The sequence below is a fragment of the Rhodococcus sp. NPDC006774 genome (genome assembly GCF_040636045.1).
Classification (GTDB): domain Bacteria; phylum Actinomycetota; class Actinomycetes; order Mycobacteriales; family Mycobacteriaceae; genus Rhodococcoides.
This window is the reverse complement of record NZ_JBEYIW010000010.1, coordinates 200,314-218,150: the sequence shown is the minus strand read 5'-3', so window position 1 is coordinate 218,150 and position 17,837 is coordinate 200,314. Positions and strand designations below refer to the sequence as shown.

Here is a 17,837-nt window from a genome sequence, read left to right as displayed (position 1 = left end):
CATGGCACCGATCGAAGTGGTCGTCGCAGGCGGCGGCCTGGGCGGGCTGACCGCGGCGCTCTCGCTGCGGCACAGGGGAATCCAGGTAACGGTACTCGAAGCTGCCGCCGAGCTCGGCGAGGTCGGCGCAGGCATCCAGACCGCTCCGAACGCCAGCCGCATTCTCATCGCCCTCGGTATGCGCGAGAAGCTCGAAGCGATCAAGACCGAGCCGATGGATCAGGTGCGCAGGCGGTGGGAGAACGGCAAGGTCATCGCGCTCACCGCACTCGGCGAGTACTGCAAGAAAACGTTCAACGCGCCGTACTGGCACTACCACCGCGCAGACCTGCACTCCGCCATCCACGCGCAGTGCCTCGACCCCGACGGCCCGGGCCCGGTCGTGGTGTTCGAGACCGACGCGAAGGTCGTCGAGGTCGATCGCACCGACCCGATGCGGCCCGTCGCGGTCACCGGAGCGGGACGTCGGTACGAATCGGATCTGCTCATCGGAGCCGACGGAATCCGATCTACGGTGCGCGATCTCATCGGTCTGCCCGACACGCTGGTGTTCTCCGGCGAAATGGCATACCGCGCACTCATTCCGGGTGATCGCATCGTCAAGGATCCGGCCACCCGCTGGCTCGTCGACCGATACCAGAGCACCATCTGGTACGGACCCGACCGACACCTGGTGCACTACATGATTCGTGACGGCGAATACCTCAATGTCGTTGCGCTGGCACCGTGTAGCGACGAGGTCCGCGACGGTGGACCACGGCTCGTCGGGCCCGAGGAACTGATGGCGACGTTCCCGGACTGGGACGACCGTGCCCACGCGATGCTGTCCAAGGCCGACGAGAACGTGCTGTGCCAGGCGCTCTACTACCGCAGGCCCGACCCGCGTTGGACCGACGGCCGCGTCGCGCTGCTGGGGGATGCCTGCCACGCCATGCTGCCGTACCAGGCGCAAGGTGCGTCGCAGGCCATGGAGGACGCCGCCGTGCTGGCCGAGGAACTCGCGAAGGTGACCGCGAGCGGAATCGACGACGCGTTGGCGCGCTACGTCTCTCGCCGGGCCCGACACGCGCGGATGGTGCAGGACGCGAGCCTGCAGAACAAGACCTTCTACCACATACCCGATGGACCCGAGCAGCAGAAGCGGGACGCGACACTGGCGTCGTTCGATGGGGAGTCCGACATCTCGTACGACTGGCTGTGGAGCGGTACACCGCTCGACGACAGCGACGACGAGAAATTCCATTACTCGTTCGTCCGATGACGACCTCGGACCACAAGACCGCGCCGGAGGCTGCGATGAAGACTGGTGATCAGGTAGTACAGGAACTCCCCTGGAAATGGGGTGTGCAGGGCAAGATCTTCATCATCGGCGGGCTGGGTTACATGTTCGACGCCTGGGACGTGGCGCTGAACGGCTTCTTGACGCCGCTGCTCGGAAGTTACTGGGATCTGTCCCAGGCCGAGCGTGGGCTCGTCGCCACCGGCAACCTGATCGGCATGGCCGTCGGAGCCGTCGTGTGGGGAACGATCGCCGACCGAGTGGGGCGAAAACGTGCATTCTCGTTGACGCTGTTGATCTTTGCGCTGTTCTCGGTCCTGGGTGCTTTCGCGCCGAGCTTCGAGATCTTCATCGTTCTGCGGTTCCTCGCAGGGTTCGGCCTCGGCGGCTGCATCCCGGTGGACTACGCGTTGGTCAGCGAATTCTCGCCACGCCGCATTCGCGGCAAGATTCTGTCCGCGATGGACGTCTGGTGGCCGATCGGTGCCACCATCTGCGGCGTCGTCGCCACACTTCTGGTCCCGATCGACGGTGATGTTCGCTGGCGCTACATGCTGCTGTTCATGGTTCTGCCTGCGCTGCTGCTGTTCTGGGTCCGACGCGGTATCCCGGAGTCGCCGATCTACCTCGCCAAGGTCGGCCGAGAAGCCGAGGCCCGCGCCGTCATCGACGACATGGTGACGCGCACCGGAACCGAGGCCGTCGAGTACGTCATCGTCGCCGATACCGCACCGAAGGGTCCGGGCGGCATGAAAGCTGCTCTGACACAGCTCAAATCGGTCTGGCGTTACAGCCCGCGCATCACCGCTGCAGCCTGGATGCTGTTCGTGTCGATCATGCTGCTCTACTACGCAGCGCTGAGCTGGATGCCGTCCATCCTCCGCGCCGAGGGCTACGGAGAGTTCGCAGCCTTCGCCGGTACGACGCTCATGACCGGAGTCGGCATCGTCGGTGTGCTCACCTCGGCGTTCATCGTGGAGATCTTCGGACGCAAGTGGGTCATCGGGCTGTCCGGCCCGATCGCGGGTAGCGCGCTGGTCATGTTTGCCGTGATGCTCGACATCCAATCGGCTGCGCTGATCTGGCTCGGCATCTTCGGCTTCGTCATCCAGCTGACCATCCCGGTGCTGTACTGCTACGTCTCGGAGTTGTATCCCACCAACATCCGCGCCTCGGGATTCGGGTACGCCTCCTCGGTCAGTCGGGTGGCCACCGGCTTCGCGCCACTGCTCTTCGGCTCGGTGATGTGGCCGATCCTGGGTCTGCCGTTGACCTTCGGCATCGTCACCGCGTTCGTGTTGTTCGCGGTGATCTGGATGGCGTACTTCGCACCCGAGACCAAGGGGCGCGAACTCGACACCCTCGTCGACGAACCCACCGAGGTAGTCGCAGGCGAGGCACGGGTCTGATGAAGCCCGCACAGTTCGACTACCACAGGGCGCGCGATGTCTCGGGTGCAGTGCGGCTGCTGTCCGAGCTGGGCGAGGACGCGAAGATCATCGCCGGAGGCCAGTCTCTGGTCGCCATGATGAACTTCCGCCTCGCCCGGCCCGGGCACCTGGTCGACGTGGGTGGGTTGAACACTCTGCAGTACATCCGCCGAGAATCCGACGGCCTGCACATCGGGGCGCTCACCACCCACCACGACGTCGAATCCGGTGACGTGGGAACGGACTTCGCCGTCCTTCGCGAGGCCATGCGGTGGGTCGGGCACTACCCGATCCGTACCCGCGGCACCGTCGGCGGCAGCATCGCCCATGCGGACGCCACCGCGGAATGGTGCTTGTTGGCCATCCTGCTCGACGCCCGCATCGTCGTCGAGAGCGTACGGGGGCGGCGAACCGTCGAGGCAGACTCGTTCTTCTTCGGGTACTACTCCACCGATCTCGCGTTCGACGAGATGATCGTCGAGATCGTGTTCCCGAACCCGGCACCGCACGCTGCGGTGACCGAATACGCCGAGCGGCAAGGAGATTTTGCGATCGTCGGCGCAGCAGTGTCCCTCGATCTCGACGGCGTGGCCGTGGTGGGCGGGCGCGTCGCCCTCGCCGGGGTCGGCGCGACCCCGATGCGATCTCCCGCCGGCGAGGCCGCGCTCGCGGCAGGAGGAACGTTTGCCGACTGCGCGGACGCCGCAGCCGAAGCACTGGAACTGGAGGACGAGGGCATGGTCACCGCCGAGTACCGCCGCGCCCTGGTGCGCACGTTGGTCGCCGAAGCCTGCAGCGACGCACTGGTATCGCAGGGGGTGCCCACGTGAGCGTCGATCAGGTTCTCACGCCGAAATTCGTCGGCACCTCGGTCGCACGCCGCGAGGATCCGCGATTGCTCACCGGCCGAGGCAGATTCGTCGACGACATCGCGATGCCGGGCATGCTGCACGCCCAGTTCGTGCGCAGCACCGTGGCGGCCGGCCACATCACCGGTCTCGATGTCGGTGATGTCACCGGGGTCGAGGGAGTGCGCGGCGTCTTCACCGCGGCGGACTTGGACCTGCGGCCGATCCGCGCCGAATTGTCCCGTCCGCTGAGCGAATTCGTGCCCACCGATATGCCCGTGCTGGCGCACGACGTCGTACGTTACGTCGGTGAGCCGCTGGCCATCGTCGTCGCCGCCGATGCGTACAGCGTCGAGGACGGGCTCGAAGCGGCACGAGTGTCGTACCGGACCGTCACCGCCGTCACCTCCGCAGACCAGGCCATATCCGAGGGCATTCCGCTGGTGCACGATTCGGTGCCGAACAACACCGTCGTGGACGTGCAGATGTTCGCCACCGAGGGCATCGACGAGATCTTTCACGACGCGCACACCGTGGTGTCCGTGCAGTCCAGAACGGGGCGTCAGAACGCACTGCCGCTCGAGACCCGCGGATGCATTGCCTACTGGGACGACCGCGACGAACAGTTGATCATCTACATCTGCACGCAGGTCCCGCACCAGGTTCGCACCGTCACCGCACAGTGCCTCGGTCTCGACGAACGCCAGGTTCGGGTTGTCGTGCCCGACATGGGCGGTGGGTTCGGGCAGAAGTGCGTCGTCGGTCGTGAGGAGATCGCCGTCGCGGCAGCTGCCTTGAAGCTCCGTCGCCCGGTCAAGTGGATCGAGGATCGCAAGGACGCACTGACGGCGTCGTTCCTGGCGCGCGAACAGCAGTACGACGTGCGAGCCGCGTTCGATTCCGAGGGGCACATTCTCGGCCTCGACGCAGATGTCGTGTGTGACATGGGTGCGTACTCGTGCTACCCCTTCACCGCAGGCATCGAGCCGCTCATGGCGTCGGCGGAAATGCCTGGGGTGTATCAGGTTCCGGCCTACCGAGTGCGGGGCCGTTCCGTGTTCAGCAACAAGGCACCGACCGCACCGTACCGAGGGGTGTCCCGGCCGCAGTACGTCATGGTGATGGAGCGGCTGTTCGAGCGAGCGGCTCGTGAACTGCAGCTCGATGCAGTGGAGATCAGGCGGCGCAACGTCATCACCGCCTTCCCGTACACCGGCGTCAACAACATCACCTACGACCCGGGCTCGTACCTCGAGGCGCTGAACCAGTGCGAGCAGACCCTTCGCGACGGCGGTTGGTACGACTTCCAGGAGCGGGCGACCGCAGACGGCCGACACATCGGCATCGGATACTCGTGCTTCAGCGAGCGAACCGGATACGGCAGCAGCGCATTCGCGGCCCGCAAGATGAACGTGGTGCCCGGGTTCGACATCTCGGAGGTCAGGATGGACACCTCCGGAACCGTCGTCGTGACCACCGGAACGATGAGCCACGGGCAGAGTCACGAGACCACGATGGCGCAGATCGTCGCCGACCGACTCGGCATCGGCGTCGAACAGGTCAAGATCGTGCAGGGCGACACCGACCGGATCACCTACGGCTTCGGGTCGTTCGCCTCCCGCTCGATCACCATCGGCGGCAGCGCGGTGGCGTTGGCGTCGAACAAGCTGGGAGACAAACTGTGTGAGATCGCGGCGCACCTGCTGGACACTCGCGACGACAACGTCGAGCTTGCTTCGGGGCGCGTCCGTCAGCGCGACGACCATTCGAAGTACGTCACCTACCGGGACATCGCCGACGTCGCGTACCTCAAGGCGCAGCTGCTGCCGAAGGGCGTCGAGCCGGGATTGTCCGCGACGGCGAGCTTCGACGTGTTCAACGACGGTACGTTCTCCAACGCCACGCACGGCGTTGTCGTGGAGTTGCACGAGGGCACCGGGCAGGTGGAAATTCTGAAGTACGTGTGCGTCGAGGACTGCGGAGTCGCCATCAATCCCAAGATCGTCGAAGGACAGTGCCGGGGCGGAATCGCCCAGGGCATCGCCGGTGCGTTGTTCGAGCAGGTGTCGTACGACGATCACGGAAATCCACTGTGCGCCAGCTTCATCGACTACAAGGTGCCCACTGCCTGCGAAATCCCGGACATCGAGATCCATCACCTCGAAACGCCGTGCCTGTTCACCGAATCCGGGGCCAAGGGAGCCGGTGAGGGCGGCACGATCGGCGCACCGGCCGCCGTGCTCAACGCCGTCAACGACGGATTGCGCTCCACCGGAATCGAACTGAACGACACACCGATCACCCCCGTGGCGGTACAGGCGGCATTGGCGAAGGGAAGGCCATGAGCAACAAGCAACTGATCGAACTGAACGTCAACGGAACCATCCATGAGGTGATCACCGAACCACGCCGCACTCTGGTCGACGTACTGCGGCACGATCTGCAGCTCACCGGAACGCATGTCGGCTGCGAGCACGGCGTGTGCGGAGCCTGCACCGTGCTGATCGACGGCAAGCCGGCCCGCGCGTGCCTGACATTCGCAGCGCAGGTGGAGAACTCGGACATCGAGACCGTCGAATCACTCGGCATCGACGGTGAATTGAACGATCTGCAGCAGGCCTTCGCAGACCACCACGGCCTGCAGTGCGGGTTCTGTACACCGGGATTCCTGATGTTGGCCGAGGGCTACCTCGCCGACAACCCCGATGCGACCAAGGAACAGATCCGCGAGGTGGTGGCGTCGAACTACTGCCGCTGTACCGGGTATCAAACCATCGTCGAGGCCATCGACTCGTGTGCCGAACAGCGGCGCTGCGCCGGCTGTGTGAACGGAGTTTCCCAGTGATCTTGACCAACACGCTCGATATCGATGCCTCCGCCGAGGACGTCTTCCGGTTGATCAACGACGTCGAGAAGGTGGCGACCTGCGTACCGGGTGCCGCCATCACCGGTAAGGACGGCGAGACCTACCTCGGTGGAGTCAAGGTCAAGGTCGGCCCGATCAGCGCGTCGTACGCCGGCACGATCAGGTTCCTCGAGGTCGATGCCGAAACCCGGACGCTCTCACTCGAAGCCAAAGGAGCCGACTCGCACGGAAACGGCGACGCCGAGGCCCAGGTGAAACTGGCGGTCGAGGCGATCGGTGACCGTACGCGGTTGACCCTGAACACCGATCTGGTGATCAGCGGAAAGATCGTCTCGTTCGGCAAGGGCGCGATCGTCGCGGTCTCGAACAAGGTGCTGCAACAGTTCGCCGTCAATCTCGGTGCGCTGCTCAGTGGTTCGGCCACGGCCGAATCGACCACGCCTGCAGCGGTGAGGACTGCTGCTGCGAGCCCGGTCGGCGGCGAATTGAATGCGATGAGCCTGATGCCCGAACCGGTGCGCAAGTACGCACCGATCGCGGGCATCTTCCTCGCCGGAATGGTCGAGGGCTGGCTGGTGTCCAGGGCCTTCGGGCGACGGTAGAGAGCTAGCTGCGCACCGCGCTCGAGATTCTGTCGACGACCATCGCAACGGCACTCGGAACCGGCTCGATGACGTCCACGTCGGTGCGCAGCGCCAGCCGCCGGGCCGAATCGCTCAACGGTCCGCCGCCGATGACAACGGCGCTCGCTCCGGCGGCCACTGCTGCATCGACCGCCGTTCCCAATTCGGCAACGCTCGATGCGAGGTCCTCGGCCAGGACCAACGGCGACGACGCAGTGAGGAACACACCCGCGAAATCGCCGTCGGGCACGGTGGCACGAGTCAGCGCATCGAGTTGGGCGGCGAGATCGGCTGTGGTGGTGGCGATCGCGAAGCGGTGACCGCCTCGTGCGGCGTACAGGATTCCTGCCTCGCCGATCCCGACGACCGGAATGTCGACGAGGGTTCGGAGTTCGGCCGCACCGGGATCACCGAACGCGCCGACGATCACCGCGGCCGGGCCATGGTGCTCGATCGCGTCGAGGGCCGCTGCTACGACATCCGGTCCGGCAGCACGCAACTGTTCGGTGCCGGTGATCATCGCCGGTCCGGTACCCGCGGTGACCCCGATGACGGTGAACTCTGTGTCGTGGAGCCAACGCCGCGCGACGTCGACGAGCAGCTGCGTCGTTGCAGTGTTCGAGTTGGGGTTGATCACGAGAATCTTCACTGCTCAGCCATCTTCCGGCATGGGTTGTCCGAAGGTCTCTTTCGGGAACTGCACGGCAATGCCGCACACGATGAACAGGCCGGCCAGCATCGCGAACATGGCACCCACGCCGGACGAGTCCAGTACGGCTCCGGCAATGAGCGGGAACAGTCCGCCGGAGAGGGAGCCCAGCGCCAGGATCACCGACGTCGCGAGGCCACGGATTCGCGTGGGGTACTGCTCGGGTGCGAACAGCCAGATCGTCGTGTTGAGGATGATGACCGAGAAATTGAACAGGGCACCGAAGAACAGTACGAGGCCGATGGACGTTGCGAAGAAACCGAATCCGAGCCCGGCGACAATACCGAGTACAGCGCCACCGGTCAGCGTCACCTTGCGGGGGAGTTTGCGGGCGATGAGCGCAGCGGTCAGCGCGCCGATCAGCGATCCGGACTGCATCACGAGGGTGTACCAGAGCGCACTCGAGATCGACATTCCCCGCTCGGTCAGGATGACGGGAATGAGTGTGAGCATCGAGATCTGTGCTGCGTAGGACATGCAGACGGCAATGCCGAGGGCGAGAGTGCTTCTGCGGTAACGCCGTCCGAACATCTCCGTCCACCGCGCGCGCGGTGCGGCGTGATCATCGATCGCGGTGTCGACGTTCAAGTACTGAACCTCGGAGTCGAGGGTGCCGCGAAGCTTGCCCTGCGCCAGGCGGTTGATGACGGTATTGGCCTCGGCCACACGGCCTGTCGCCGCGAGGAAGCGAGGTGTTTCCGGAAGCGAGCGGCGATAGAACACGACCGCGAGTGCGGGCAGTACGAGCAGACCGAACAGCCAACGCCAGCGGTCGTCACCGGTGAAGATGGCGAAGACGATGACCCCGAACAGTGGGGCGAGCATGTTGCCCAGGCCTGCAGCTGCGACGTTGATCATGCCGACCGCGGTACCGCGATGCTTGGCGGAGAAGAACTCCGAGAGCATGATCACCGCTACGGCGATCTCACCGCCGAGTCCGAGCCCGACCAGGAACCGAGCGCCCACCAGCACCTCGTAGTTGGGTGCGAATGCGCACAGTAGCGAGCCGAACGCGAAGACGAGAAGGTTTGCGCCGAGGAGGGTTCGACGACCGAAACGGTCCATCACCGCTCCGGCCAGGATGCGCCCGAGGGCGACGGCGGTGAACGTCGCGGTGTTCAGCAGTCCGATCTCGGTTCCGCCGAGGCCCCAGGATTCACGCAGGAGCGGTCCGGTGATGCCGACGGCATTCTGTTCGATGGCATCGAAGAACACACCGAACAGGACCATGGCGACGATGCCGAAGTGCGCTGTGGTGAGGCCGATCTTCGAGTACGACGCCTCGATCTGTTCGCTGAGGCTGCCTGCCTCGGGCGGTGGGTCGATCGGTGACGGCTTCTCGTTCGTGGTCGGGACGCTCATCCCAGTGCCTCTCGCTAAGTGGTATACCAACAGCGGAGAATTTACGGAGCATTGCGCCGCGACAGGTTTCTCGGCGGTAACACTTGTGTTTCCAGGTCCTCTCACCTGCTCCTTCCTGTCTAGGTCTTCATTGGTCAGCGTCCGCCGATGGTCAATGTGAATCAGCGGTATACCTTCGGTTCGCTGGTATACAAGCATCATGGCATCCACGGAGGGTCGCGAGTCGCTGTCGCGTTCGGTGTTCGACGCGATCAGAACACGCATTCTGGACGGCCGCCTCCGACCTGGTGAAACACTGAGCGAGCGCAATCTGGGAACCGAGCTGCAGGTGTCGAGGGTGCCGATTCGTGAGGCACTTCCATTGCTCGAAGCAGCCGGGTTGGTGACGCTGTCGCCGAGACGCCCTGCCGTGGTGACGGGAGTGACCAGAAGTTCGGTCGACGAGTTGTACGACATCAGGTCCGCGCTCGAGCCGCTCGTGGCTCGACGGGCAGCGTCCGCTGTGGCGGCGGGTGCGGACGCGTCATCGCTGGTCGACGCGGTGTCCCGTGCAGGTGCAGCGCTCGACCGGGGTGATCTACTCGACTTCCATCACGCGAGCTCAGGAGTGCACTCGGGGATCGAGGCATTGTCTGCCAACCGGCTCTTCCCGGTCATCATGGAACCGTTGCGCGAGCGCAGCAATCGACTCAACATGGCCAATCTCGAACGGGATCCGTCACTGCGACACGGGGAGCATGTTTCCCTCGTCGACGCCATCGCCAAGGGGGACGCGGAATTGGCTGCCGCCGTTGCGTTCGCACACGTGGAATGGGGCCGAGCACGAACCTTCGAGACTCTGGCGCAAGTCCCGGGTTACGACCCACAGCACTAGGTCGTCCTCAGCGCGCCGCGGTCAGTCCGGCCACCCTTACGGCCCCGGCAGTCCCGAGCACGAGCACCCCCGTCGCAACAGCGAAGGCGATCGAATAGGAGTCGCCGATGGCAGGCGCGACGATCAGTGGGCCGAGTACCTGCCCGACGCCGTAGAACGCCGTCAGTGTTGCCGCGGTACGACCGATGGGCAGTGTCTGGGCGGTGCTCATCGTCAGCATCGTGATGCCCATGAACGTTCCGCCGAACAGCAGGGCCGAGAACACGGCGGCGACGGTGTTCCCGGTCAGAGCGGGGAGTACTGCTGCGATCGACTGCAACGCGAACGCTGCCACCAGGGCGTTGCGCATGCTGGTACGGCGGGCGACTGCCTGCCACAGCACCGTCGCCGGTATCGCGGCGAATCCGACGACGATCCACACCGCCGGACCCACCGACGTGCTGCCGTGGCCACCGACCGCCGCCACGAGAAACGTGCCGACGATGATGTAGCCGAGGCCCTCGAGGAAGTACGCGAACAGCAATGTCCGCCATACGGTCCGGGTCCTGCGGTCGATGTCGCCGGGCGCGGCCCGCGTTGCGGGCTCGGGATGCACGCGTAGCGTCCATGCCGGGGCGATGAGGACCGCTGTCAGGAGCGCCGAGCACACCCACAGCGCCTCCCAGGACAGGTGCGGTCCGACGAGCAGGGTCAGAATTCCCGACGCCGCGATGCCTGCGCCGACGCCGCCGAACGCGATACCGGGGGAGGCACCGTCGGCGCGATGTTTCGTCACGGTGCTCGCGCACGCGATGAAGACCGCTGCGCTCGCCAGGCCTGCCAGGAACCTCAGTGCGGAGAACGCAGCGGTGGAATGGACAGCGGCCATGGCCAATTCGCTGGCGACGAGGACCACGGTCCACAGTCGGAACGATGTCGTCGTGTTGATCGACGGGCGTACGGACAACACGATTGCGCCGACGAGATAGCCGGCGTAGTTCGCGGTCGCGATGACGGCACCGCTGCTCGGCGTCACCTCCGCCGCATCGACCATGATCGGCAGTAGTGGCGTGAACACGAATCGCCCGACGCCCATCGCGGCCGCGAGTCCGGCCGCGGCAGCGAACGACAGTCGACGGCCGTTCATGGCGAGCACCCCCTAGATCGTTAGCCGGGCCAACGGTACCCGCCGCATTTGCGACTCCGGAATCGGACCGGACGGAACCGATCCGAGCCCACAGGCGTCAAACCCCATGACGCCGATTCACCGGGCGTCGATACGGTGCGACTCGGGGGAGCGTCATGACAGTGAATGTGGATCCAGCGATCCTGCGGCAGTTCTCGAATGTGTTGTCGGCAACTGGCGGGGCGATCCGTGAGGTGGATGCTCTTGCTCCGTTCCGGGAATCGGAGAATGCGGTGCAGGGGAGTGACTTCCGCGCAGCATGTGCGGCGGCGGCAGCTGCAGCGGCCGGAGCTGTTGCAGCCCTGGCCGGGCGGGCCGAATGCGTCGCGGACATCGCCCGCGGCGTAGCGCAGAACTACGAGATCGCCGACGACGAACTCGCCCGCCGCTTCGCTGCGATGGACCAGCCGAAGTGACCCCCACCGTGCCGCACGTCGCGGGCTGGGAGCCGGAGTCGATGCGCAAGACGATGATCGAACTGTCGGAGATCGTCGAGCGCGTCAACGGCCAGCGCACCGGAGTGCTGGAGGAGCAGGACACATTGGCCGAGACGTGGACCGGTGAGGCAGCCGAGGCCGCAGCCGAACGCGTGGTGGCCGAATGCTCCCGGATGAGCTCCGTCTGCAGTGAGATCGATTCACTCGGTAAGGCATTCGAGACCGCAGCAGCAATGGTCGACGCCGCAAAGGCGCACCTGCAGGCGCAGGTGTCGGCGGCGACGACGAGCGGGTTCGCCGTTCGGGCCGACGGTGTGGTCGACCCCGACGGGATGATCGCGTTGATACCGGACGTCCTGGGTGAAGAAAAGGTACGACAGGCCGACGAACTACGTTCTGCTGCAGCGCAGTTGACCGACGACATCCAGGATGCTCTGAGGCAGGCAGACCGAGCCGCACTCGACGCTGCTCAGCAGTTGGCCGAGCCCACGAAGCTGTTGACCGAGCTTGCGCTCGGTAGCCCGACCGGGAAGTTCGTCGAGAACCCGGACGGATCGTTCTCGTGGATGCCGGACTGGCCGACGACCATTGCAGCGACGGTGATCGGGGGCATGAGCGACGCAATGACGAGGGCGCTGGAACTTCCAGGTGTCGGTTCCGTGGACGATGTTGCCAAGAACATCGGTCGGGGGTTGGGGGCGTTCGGTGCGGTGGCGGGAACTATTCCCTCGATCACGCACGATATCGACGAGGGGGTGAGCCCCACCGAGGCGGTCGCGGTCAACACGGCGAGTACCGCCGCCGGCCTCGCAGCTGCGACCTACGTGACCGGCGCCCTGGCGGGACTCGGTGGTACCGCGGGTTCGGTGTTTCCCGGGCCGGGCACGGTGGCCGGTGCTGCCGCAGGCGTCGCGTTGGGTGCCCTGGTCGGGGGCTCCGTCAGCCACGGCGTATCGAAGGTCTTCGAATGGACGCTGCGATGACCGATCGTGAGGACACAGGCGCGAACACGCCTGCGACAGCAAATCCCGGACCTCTGTGGGTGCGGAGGTGGCGCAGTGTCCACCTCGGCTGGCTCGCAGCGGTTTTCGGCATCTGTACGGTAGTGGTGGGACTGCTGGTTGTCGCCGTCCCTGTGATTGCCAGGACGGGCGTAGGAGGCCTCCTGGCACTGTTGTGGCTCGCGTTCTTCGTGCTCCTTCCCTTGGGGATGGCTGTGCCGATGTCCGGCATCGGATCTGCACGACTGTCACGTTTCGTGCGGCGGGTCGACGTTGCAGGCGTCGGCGCAGGTTTGTCGGTGCCCGGGCGCGGGGACTTCGTGGCTCGGGCAGGTCTGCTCGCCTTCGCGTCGGTTGTGGGCCTGTCCTACTTCGTATTCAGGGACGACGGACCGGACCCTCGCCAAGAGATGGCCGAGTTGCTGACGGCGATAGGCGCGCCGGCATGCCTGGCGTGGTTCGTCCTGGGGTTCGTTGTCGTCAACCGCACCAGGGTCTCTCTGCACCCCGAAGGTATCGTCCGACAGATCTATCGACGTCGTGGGTGGAAGGTGTCGAACGACGTGACGGTCCTGCCCTGGAGCGACATTGCGGATCTGCGCCTGGAGGAGCATCCGAATCCAGCAGTACCGCACCGAGGTGACCTGCCGGTGATCACAGTCCCGCGCCGATCGAGCGAGACCGACGAGCCGGAGCTGGTCATCATGGCGTGTGAGAAGAAGGTCGAACCGAATACGCTGCTCGCGCTGCTTCTGTGGTGTCGCGACAATCCCTGGGCGCGCGAGCAACTGGGACGCGAGGATGCGCGGAAGTTACTGCGTCCGCCCAGCCTGCGCGAGCGCATCCGCGCCGACCGTGCCGCATCGACTGTCGGTGGAAGGAGCACTGTCCAGTGACGGTTCGAGAAAGGACGATGGAAACCTATCTCCAGCAGCAGGGTGTCGAACTGGCACCGGTACACCGCGACGAATGCGACAGGTTCGGGCTCGAGCTCCCGGTGCCACCGGACTGGGAGGCTGTTTTCGAGCATCACTTCCCACACGCCACCGCGGTGCTGTCCTCACCGGTGAACGCGGTCGAGGGATTCGTGCCGAACGCGGTCGTTCTGGTCGGCAAACTCAGTCGATCGGTCCATCCGGAATCGTTGCTGGACTGCGGCTTCGGTGACTCTCGGGCGCTGCCCGGCTGGGTCGAGATCGGTCACGACCGAGACTCGTTCTGCGGTCTACCGGCCGTCTCGATCGCAGGTCGCTACGACTGCGACGGTCGGTTGCTCTTCGCCCGGACCCGGTACGTCGTCGTCCACCACATCGTCGATCAGTATCTGGTGCAGGTGACCGTCACCGTGCCGGATTCGCTACGGCAGCCATTGTCCTGCGCTGTAGACGCATTCGTCGACGAGGTGCGCTTCGGACGAAGCTAGTGTTTGGGCAGCTCGCGCAACAGTGCCGCCACGTCCTCCGTCGCGCCGAGGGCATCGACGATGTCTTCGAGAACGGTGGTATCGGATTCGCCGACCAAGCGAGAGATCTTGGCCCGCAGTGCGGCGTAGTCCATGGGGAAATGGTCGATGTCGCCCACTGGATTCGGGGTGGTCGCGGAGACCGTACGTCCGTCCTTGAATTCGATCGTCACCTCGGCGGCTCGACGCGCGGGCAGCAGAGCATCGAATTCGCTCGATGACGCCACGTCGACCCGAGCGCTGAACAATTCGGCCGCCGCGAAAGTCGCACCTCGAGGATCGAGAGATTCGACGTCTATCGCGTCGGACACGACGGCGGCTGCAACGACGAACGGCAGCGAGAACATGGCGCCCAGCCTGCTGGAGGGGTGTCGGCGAAACAGTGGTTCTGCCAACGAATGCGTTCGCACCCGCACATGTTCGATGTCCTCCGCGGACCATTCGGCATTCGAGCGCAGACTCTGCACGGCGTCGACGGCGGCGTGCGTGTACGAGCAGCTGGCGTGCTGCTTCGTGTAGCCCTCGAGCGTGAGCCATCGATCGCCGAGGTCCTCCGTCAGTCTGGCGGTGTTCAAGGTCCCGACAATCGCGCCCAAGGTGTGCTCGATGGCACCCGAATTGTGCACCGCCCTCGATCGGGCCAGTCTGGCCGCGTTCAGGCCCGCCCGCGCGGCACCGCCGATCCACAGGTTGCGGGAGAAGTTTCCGTCGAGAACCACCGCCCATGGCGCTACATGAACCAGCGCAGACGAGGAGTCGATCGCTGCGGCAACCTCGTTCGCACCGGCACCGTGTATGAATGCCGCTGCCGTGGCCGCACCGGTAGCACCCCAGTGTCCATGGGTGTGCCAGGAGCTGTTGCGGTTCAGTGCCCAGCCGAATCGGGCAGCAACCTCGTATCCCGCCACGATGGCCGTCAGGAAGGTCGAACCCGAAATCGGCGTCGGTGAAAGCCTGGTCGCGGCGACAGCCGCGGGGAGCACGTGCGCAGCAGGATGACCGGCGGCGTACTTGTTCCCCTCGTCCAGTTCGAGGCAACACGATGCGATCGCGTCGAGCTCGGACGCGGTTTCGACAGTGGTACCTGCGCTTCCACCGATCGGGTGCGTCGATCCGGTCTCTGCAGCCCAGTTCCTTCGCAATTCGACCATCTCGGCGGAGCGGGCACCGGCGAGTGTGACACCCAGTAGATCGAACAGGACCAACCGAACCCGTTCGTTCAGCGGTGCGGTCAAGGGTGCGCCCCTGAGCTCGACCATCACGGCAGCCAGACGATCGACTGCGGCAATATGTTCCGTTGAGCGAAACGCGTGTGAACCGTCCATTCGCGGACTGTAGAAGGTGGAGAACGAAAGAGTCAATGATCGAGACGGGTAACCAGCAGACTGCTACGCTCGTCCTAGCGCCGGCGCAACTCTCGGAGAGTCACAAACGTTCCGGCTAGCGAAACGAAACTACGCTGGTGTGAGGTGCCTGCTCAGCGTCGAACGAGGAGATGAAGCAATGTCCGATCAACTTCTTCGTGCCGTCCAAGGGGGCGTGCACGTAGTCGATCTCGGGAGGCAGCTGAGAGTCGGCATGCCACAGTCACCCAATCATCCGCAGTTCTGGCACACGTTGCCGCGCAGGCACGGTGACATGACCCGAGCGGATGGCGGCAGCGCCGCGAACGACATGATCACCACCGGAACGCATGTGGGCACGCATATCGACGCCCTTGCTCACGTCAGCCAGGACGGCAAACTGCACGGCGGGGCCGATGCAGGTCAGTCCTGCCTCGGTGGGAAATACGTCGAACACGGCGTGCACACCATCGAGCCCATGATCCGCCGCGGTGTGCTGCTGGACATTCCGAGGCGTCTCGGTGTCGGCCGCTGCGAGGGTGGTTACGAGATCACCGTCGACGATCTCGAATCGGCCTGTGCAGCCGAGGGTGTCGAGATCGGACCTGGCGATGTCGTCTTGATACGTAGCGGCTGGGGGCAGTTGTTCGCCGAAGGGCTGCCCTACGTCGGCGGACCGTCCGGCGTTCCCGGAGTCGGAGAAGCAGGTGCGCAGTGGCTGGCGGACAAGGGCGTGCACGCTGCGGGTGCCGACACCATCGCGTTCGAGCGGCTCGCTCCCGGCAGTGGCCACGGTCTGCTACCCGCGCACCGGGTTCTCCTGGTGGAGAGCGGAATCTACATCATCGAGGCACTCGACCTCGAAGAGCTCTCGCAGCAGGAACTCTTCGAATTCACGTTCCTCCTCGTTCCGCTGAACATCTTCGGCGCAACGGGTTCGCCGGTCCGGCCGTTGGCGGTGAGGTCCGCATGACCGAACGCACTCTCGCACAGCACATAGCTCACTTCGCCGCGACCACCCGCTACCAGGATCTACCCGAGGCCGTTGTCGCCTCGGTGGGGATGCGAGTACTGGACACGCTCGGCATCGCGGTGGCCGCCACCGACCTCGATACCAGTCGGGCCGCGACCGCGTGGGCACGAGAACAAGGTGGGTCGGCAACGGCGTCCGCCGTCGGGCTCGACGTTGCACTGCCTCCTGCCATGGCCGCCTTCGTCAACGGCGTGCTCGCACACTCGCTCGATTTCGACGACACCCATCTGCCGTCGATCCTGCACCCGAGTGCCAGTGTGGTGCCTGCGGCACTCGCGGCCGCTCAAGAGCACGGAGCCGACGGTCGAGAACTCGTACGGGGCATCGCGATCGGGCTCGAAGTCTGTGTGCGGATCGGAATGGCGGGCTTCGATCCGGAGACCAAGAATTCGGTGTTCTTCGAGCACGGTCAACACGCCACTTCCATCTGCGGTGCCATGGGCAGCGCCGTGGCTGCAGCAGTCATCGGTGGTGCATCCGAGGATCGGATCGTGGACACGATGGGTATTGCCGCGTCGATGGCGTCGGGCATCATCGAGGCCAACCGCACCGGCGGAACGGTCAAGCGTATGCACTGCGGATGGGCTGCACACTCCGCGCTGTCTGCGGCCGGGCTTGCGCGACACGGGATCACGGGACCGCCGACCGTCCTGGAAGGCCGATTCGGCTTCTTCCAGGCCTGGTTGCACGAGCCGGGTCGAGCCGACGAAATTCTGGACGGACTCGGCTCCGAGTGGGCCGTTCCCGGAATCTTCTTCAAGCCCTACCCGGCCAACCACTTCACCCATGCTGCGATCGACGCGGGAGCAGCCCTGCGGGCGAGGGGAATCGGGCCGGAGCAGATCGAGAAGCTGGAGCTCGGAGTGCCCGCGGCGAACCTGCGGACGATCGGCGAACCCATCGACGTCAAGCGCACGCCCGAGACCGGATACATGGCTCAGTTCAGCGGACCCTACGCGGTGGTGGTCGGCCTGCTGGGCGGGGGCGGACTCGGTGCTGCGCTCGAGGATTACACGGACGAGTTGGCGAAGTCAGCCGATCGGCGAGCGCTGATGGCCAAAGTCGACGTCGTTCCGGATTCCCGATGCGATGCCATTTTCCCGCATCAGTTTCCAGCGGTACTGACAGCAACCCTGACCGACGGAACAGTCGTCGTCGAAGAGGTGCTGACCACCCGCGGAGGACCCGAACGGCCGCTGTCGTTCGGTGAGGTCTCGACCAAGTTCACCAGCAACGCCGGGCCGTTCCTCTCCGACGTCGAACTGAAGGAACTGGCCGGTCGATGCGATCGGCTCGGGGACCTGACCGACATCGGAACACTGCTCGCGCCGTTGACCGATCTGAAATCGTCCACGCAGCAATAGGACAGGCCTCGGGCACCGTCTTTCCTGTGGCGGTGCCCGAA

17 protein-coding genes are annotated in these 17,837 nt (G+C 65.1%); 13 read left to right on the top strand and 4 right to left on the bottom strand.

Going from position 1 to position 17,837, the window contains the following annotated elements; translation table 11 throughout:
* Position 1 precedes the first annotated feature (1 nt).
* From ABZ677_RS17325 to ABZ677_RS17300, 6 genes are read left to right on the top strand one after another with little or no spacing between them, the layout of a single operon-like run.
* Entirely contained in the window at positions 2 to 1,261 is a 1,260-nt protein-coding gene (locus ABZ677_RS17325; protein ID WP_358371475.1) for an FAD-dependent monooxygenase, read from the top strand.
* The gene (locus ABZ677_RS17320; protein ID WP_358371473.1) at positions 1,258 to 2,688 is read left to right on the top strand and encodes an MFS transporter; all 1,431 of its coding nucleotides are present in this window, start codon (positions 1,258 to 1,260) and stop codon (positions 2,686 to 2,688) included. The genes ABZ677_RS17325 and ABZ677_RS17320 overlap by 4 nt, the downstream gene beginning before the upstream one ends.
* Entirely contained in the window at positions 2,688 to 3,539 is an 852-nt protein-coding gene (locus ABZ677_RS17315) for an FAD binding domain-containing protein (RefSeq protein WP_358371470.1), read from the top strand. The genes ABZ677_RS17320 and ABZ677_RS17315 overlap by 1 nt, the downstream gene beginning before the upstream one ends.
* Positions 3,536 to 5,902 carry a xanthine dehydrogenase family protein molybdopterin-binding subunit gene (locus ABZ677_RS17310; RefSeq protein ID WP_358371467.1) on the top strand — a complete coding sequence of 789 codons (2,367 nt, stop codon included), beginning with the start codon at positions 3,536 to 3,538 and terminating at the stop codon, positions 5,900 to 5,902. Before ABZ677_RS17315 ends, ABZ677_RS17310 begins: the two co-directional genes overlap by 4 nt.
* On the top strand, positions 5,899 to 6,402 hold the full coding sequence (locus ABZ677_RS17305; RefSeq protein WP_037190717.1) for a (2Fe-2S)-binding protein: 504 nt from the start codon (positions 5,899 to 5,901) through the stop codon (positions 6,400 to 6,402). Before ABZ677_RS17310 ends, ABZ677_RS17305 begins: the two co-directional genes overlap by 4 nt.
* A complete protein-coding gene (locus ABZ677_RS17300) occupies positions 6,399 to 7,025 on the top strand; it encodes an SRPBCC family protein (protein WP_037190719.1) in 627 nt (208 codons plus the stop codon). The genes ABZ677_RS17305 and ABZ677_RS17300 overlap by 4 nt, the downstream gene beginning before the upstream one ends.
* A 4-nt stretch (positions 7,026 to 7,029) precedes the next feature.
* Here ABZ677_RS17300 and ABZ677_RS17295 read toward each other — a convergent pair whose 3' ends face one another.
* Together ABZ677_RS17295 and ABZ677_RS17290 are read right to left on the bottom strand one after the other, a co-directional pair.
* Positions 7,030 to 7,695, bottom strand: coding sequence for an aspartate/glutamate racemase family protein (locus ABZ677_RS17295; RefSeq protein ID WP_358371463.1), 666 nt, complete (start codon positions 7,693 to 7,695; stop codon positions 7,030 to 7,032).
* Positions 7,696 to 7,698: 3 nt separating this feature from the next.
* Positions 7,699 to 9,117 (bottom strand): MFS transporter, encoded by a 1,419-nt coding sequence (locus ABZ677_RS17290; protein ID WP_358371461.1) that lies wholly within the window; start codon positions 9,115 to 9,117, stop codon positions 7,699 to 7,701.
* A 199-nt stretch (positions 9,118 to 9,316) separates the two neighbouring features.
* Here ABZ677_RS17290 and ABZ677_RS17285 point away from each other — a divergent pair, with 199 nt between their 5' ends.
* On the top strand, positions 9,317 to 9,991 hold the full coding sequence (locus ABZ677_RS17285; protein ID WP_358371458.1) for a GntR family transcriptional regulator: 675 nt from the start codon (positions 9,317 to 9,319) through the stop codon (positions 9,989 to 9,991).
* Between the two features lie 7 nt (positions 9,992 to 9,998).
* Here ABZ677_RS17285 and ABZ677_RS17280 read toward each other — a convergent pair whose 3' ends face one another.
* Positions 9,999 to 11,117, bottom strand: coding sequence for a YbfB/YjiJ family MFS transporter (locus ABZ677_RS17280; protein ID WP_358371515.1), 1,119 nt, complete (start codon positions 11,115 to 11,117; stop codon positions 9,999 to 10,001).
* A 155-nt stretch (positions 11,118 to 11,272) separates the two neighbouring features.
* Between ABZ677_RS17280 and ABZ677_RS17275 the strand changes: the two genes are divergently transcribed.
* Genes ABZ677_RS17275 through ABZ677_RS17260 form a run of 4 tightly spaced genes read left to right on the top strand, consistent with a single transcriptional unit; the run spans position 11,273 to position 14,017 of the window.
* A complete protein-coding gene (locus ABZ677_RS17275; RefSeq protein WP_358371455.1) occupies positions 11,273 to 11,572 on the top strand; it encodes a type VII secretion target in 300 nt (99 codons plus the stop codon).
* The gene (locus ABZ677_RS17270; protein WP_358371452.1) at positions 11,569 to 12,576 is read left to right on the top strand and encodes a hypothetical protein; all 1,008 of its coding nucleotides are present in this window, start codon (positions 11,569 to 11,571) and stop codon (positions 12,574 to 12,576) included. The genes ABZ677_RS17275 and ABZ677_RS17270 overlap by 4 nt, the downstream gene beginning before the upstream one ends.
* Positions 12,573 to 13,490, top strand: a complete 918-nt coding sequence (locus ABZ677_RS17265; protein ID WP_358371449.1) for a hypothetical protein — start codon at positions 12,573 to 12,575, stop codon at positions 13,488 to 13,490. Before ABZ677_RS17270 ends, ABZ677_RS17265 begins: the two co-directional genes overlap by 4 nt.
* A gap of 17 nt (positions 13,491 to 13,507) precedes the next feature.
* Complete coding sequence (locus tag ABZ677_RS17260; RefSeq protein WP_358371446.1) at positions 13,508 to 14,017, top strand: LpqN/LpqT family lipoprotein; 510 nt, start codon at positions 13,508 to 13,510, stop codon at positions 14,015 to 14,017.
* Here ABZ677_RS17260 and ABZ677_RS17255 read toward each other — a convergent pair.
* The gene (locus ABZ677_RS17255) at positions 14,014 to 15,381 is read right to left on the bottom strand and encodes an MmgE/PrpD family protein (RefSeq protein ID WP_358371443.1); all 1,368 of its coding nucleotides are present in this window, start codon (positions 15,379 to 15,381) and stop codon (positions 14,014 to 14,016) included. The genes ABZ677_RS17260 and ABZ677_RS17255 overlap by 4 nt on opposite strands.
* Positions 15,382 to 15,559: 178 nt before the next feature.
* On the opposite strand from ABZ677_RS17255, the gene ABZ677_RS17250 reads away from it, so the two are divergent.
* Positions 15,560 to 16,372, top strand: a complete 813-nt coding sequence (locus ABZ677_RS17250; protein WP_037190730.1) for a cyclase family protein — start codon at positions 15,560 to 15,562, stop codon at positions 16,370 to 16,372.
* On the top strand, positions 16,369 to 17,796 hold the full coding sequence (locus ABZ677_RS17245; RefSeq protein WP_358371440.1) for an MmgE/PrpD family protein: 1,428 nt from the start codon (positions 16,369 to 16,371) through the stop codon (positions 17,794 to 17,796). The genes ABZ677_RS17250 and ABZ677_RS17245 overlap by 4 nt, the downstream gene beginning before the upstream one ends.
* Positions 17,797 to 17,837: the final 41 nt, after the last annotated feature.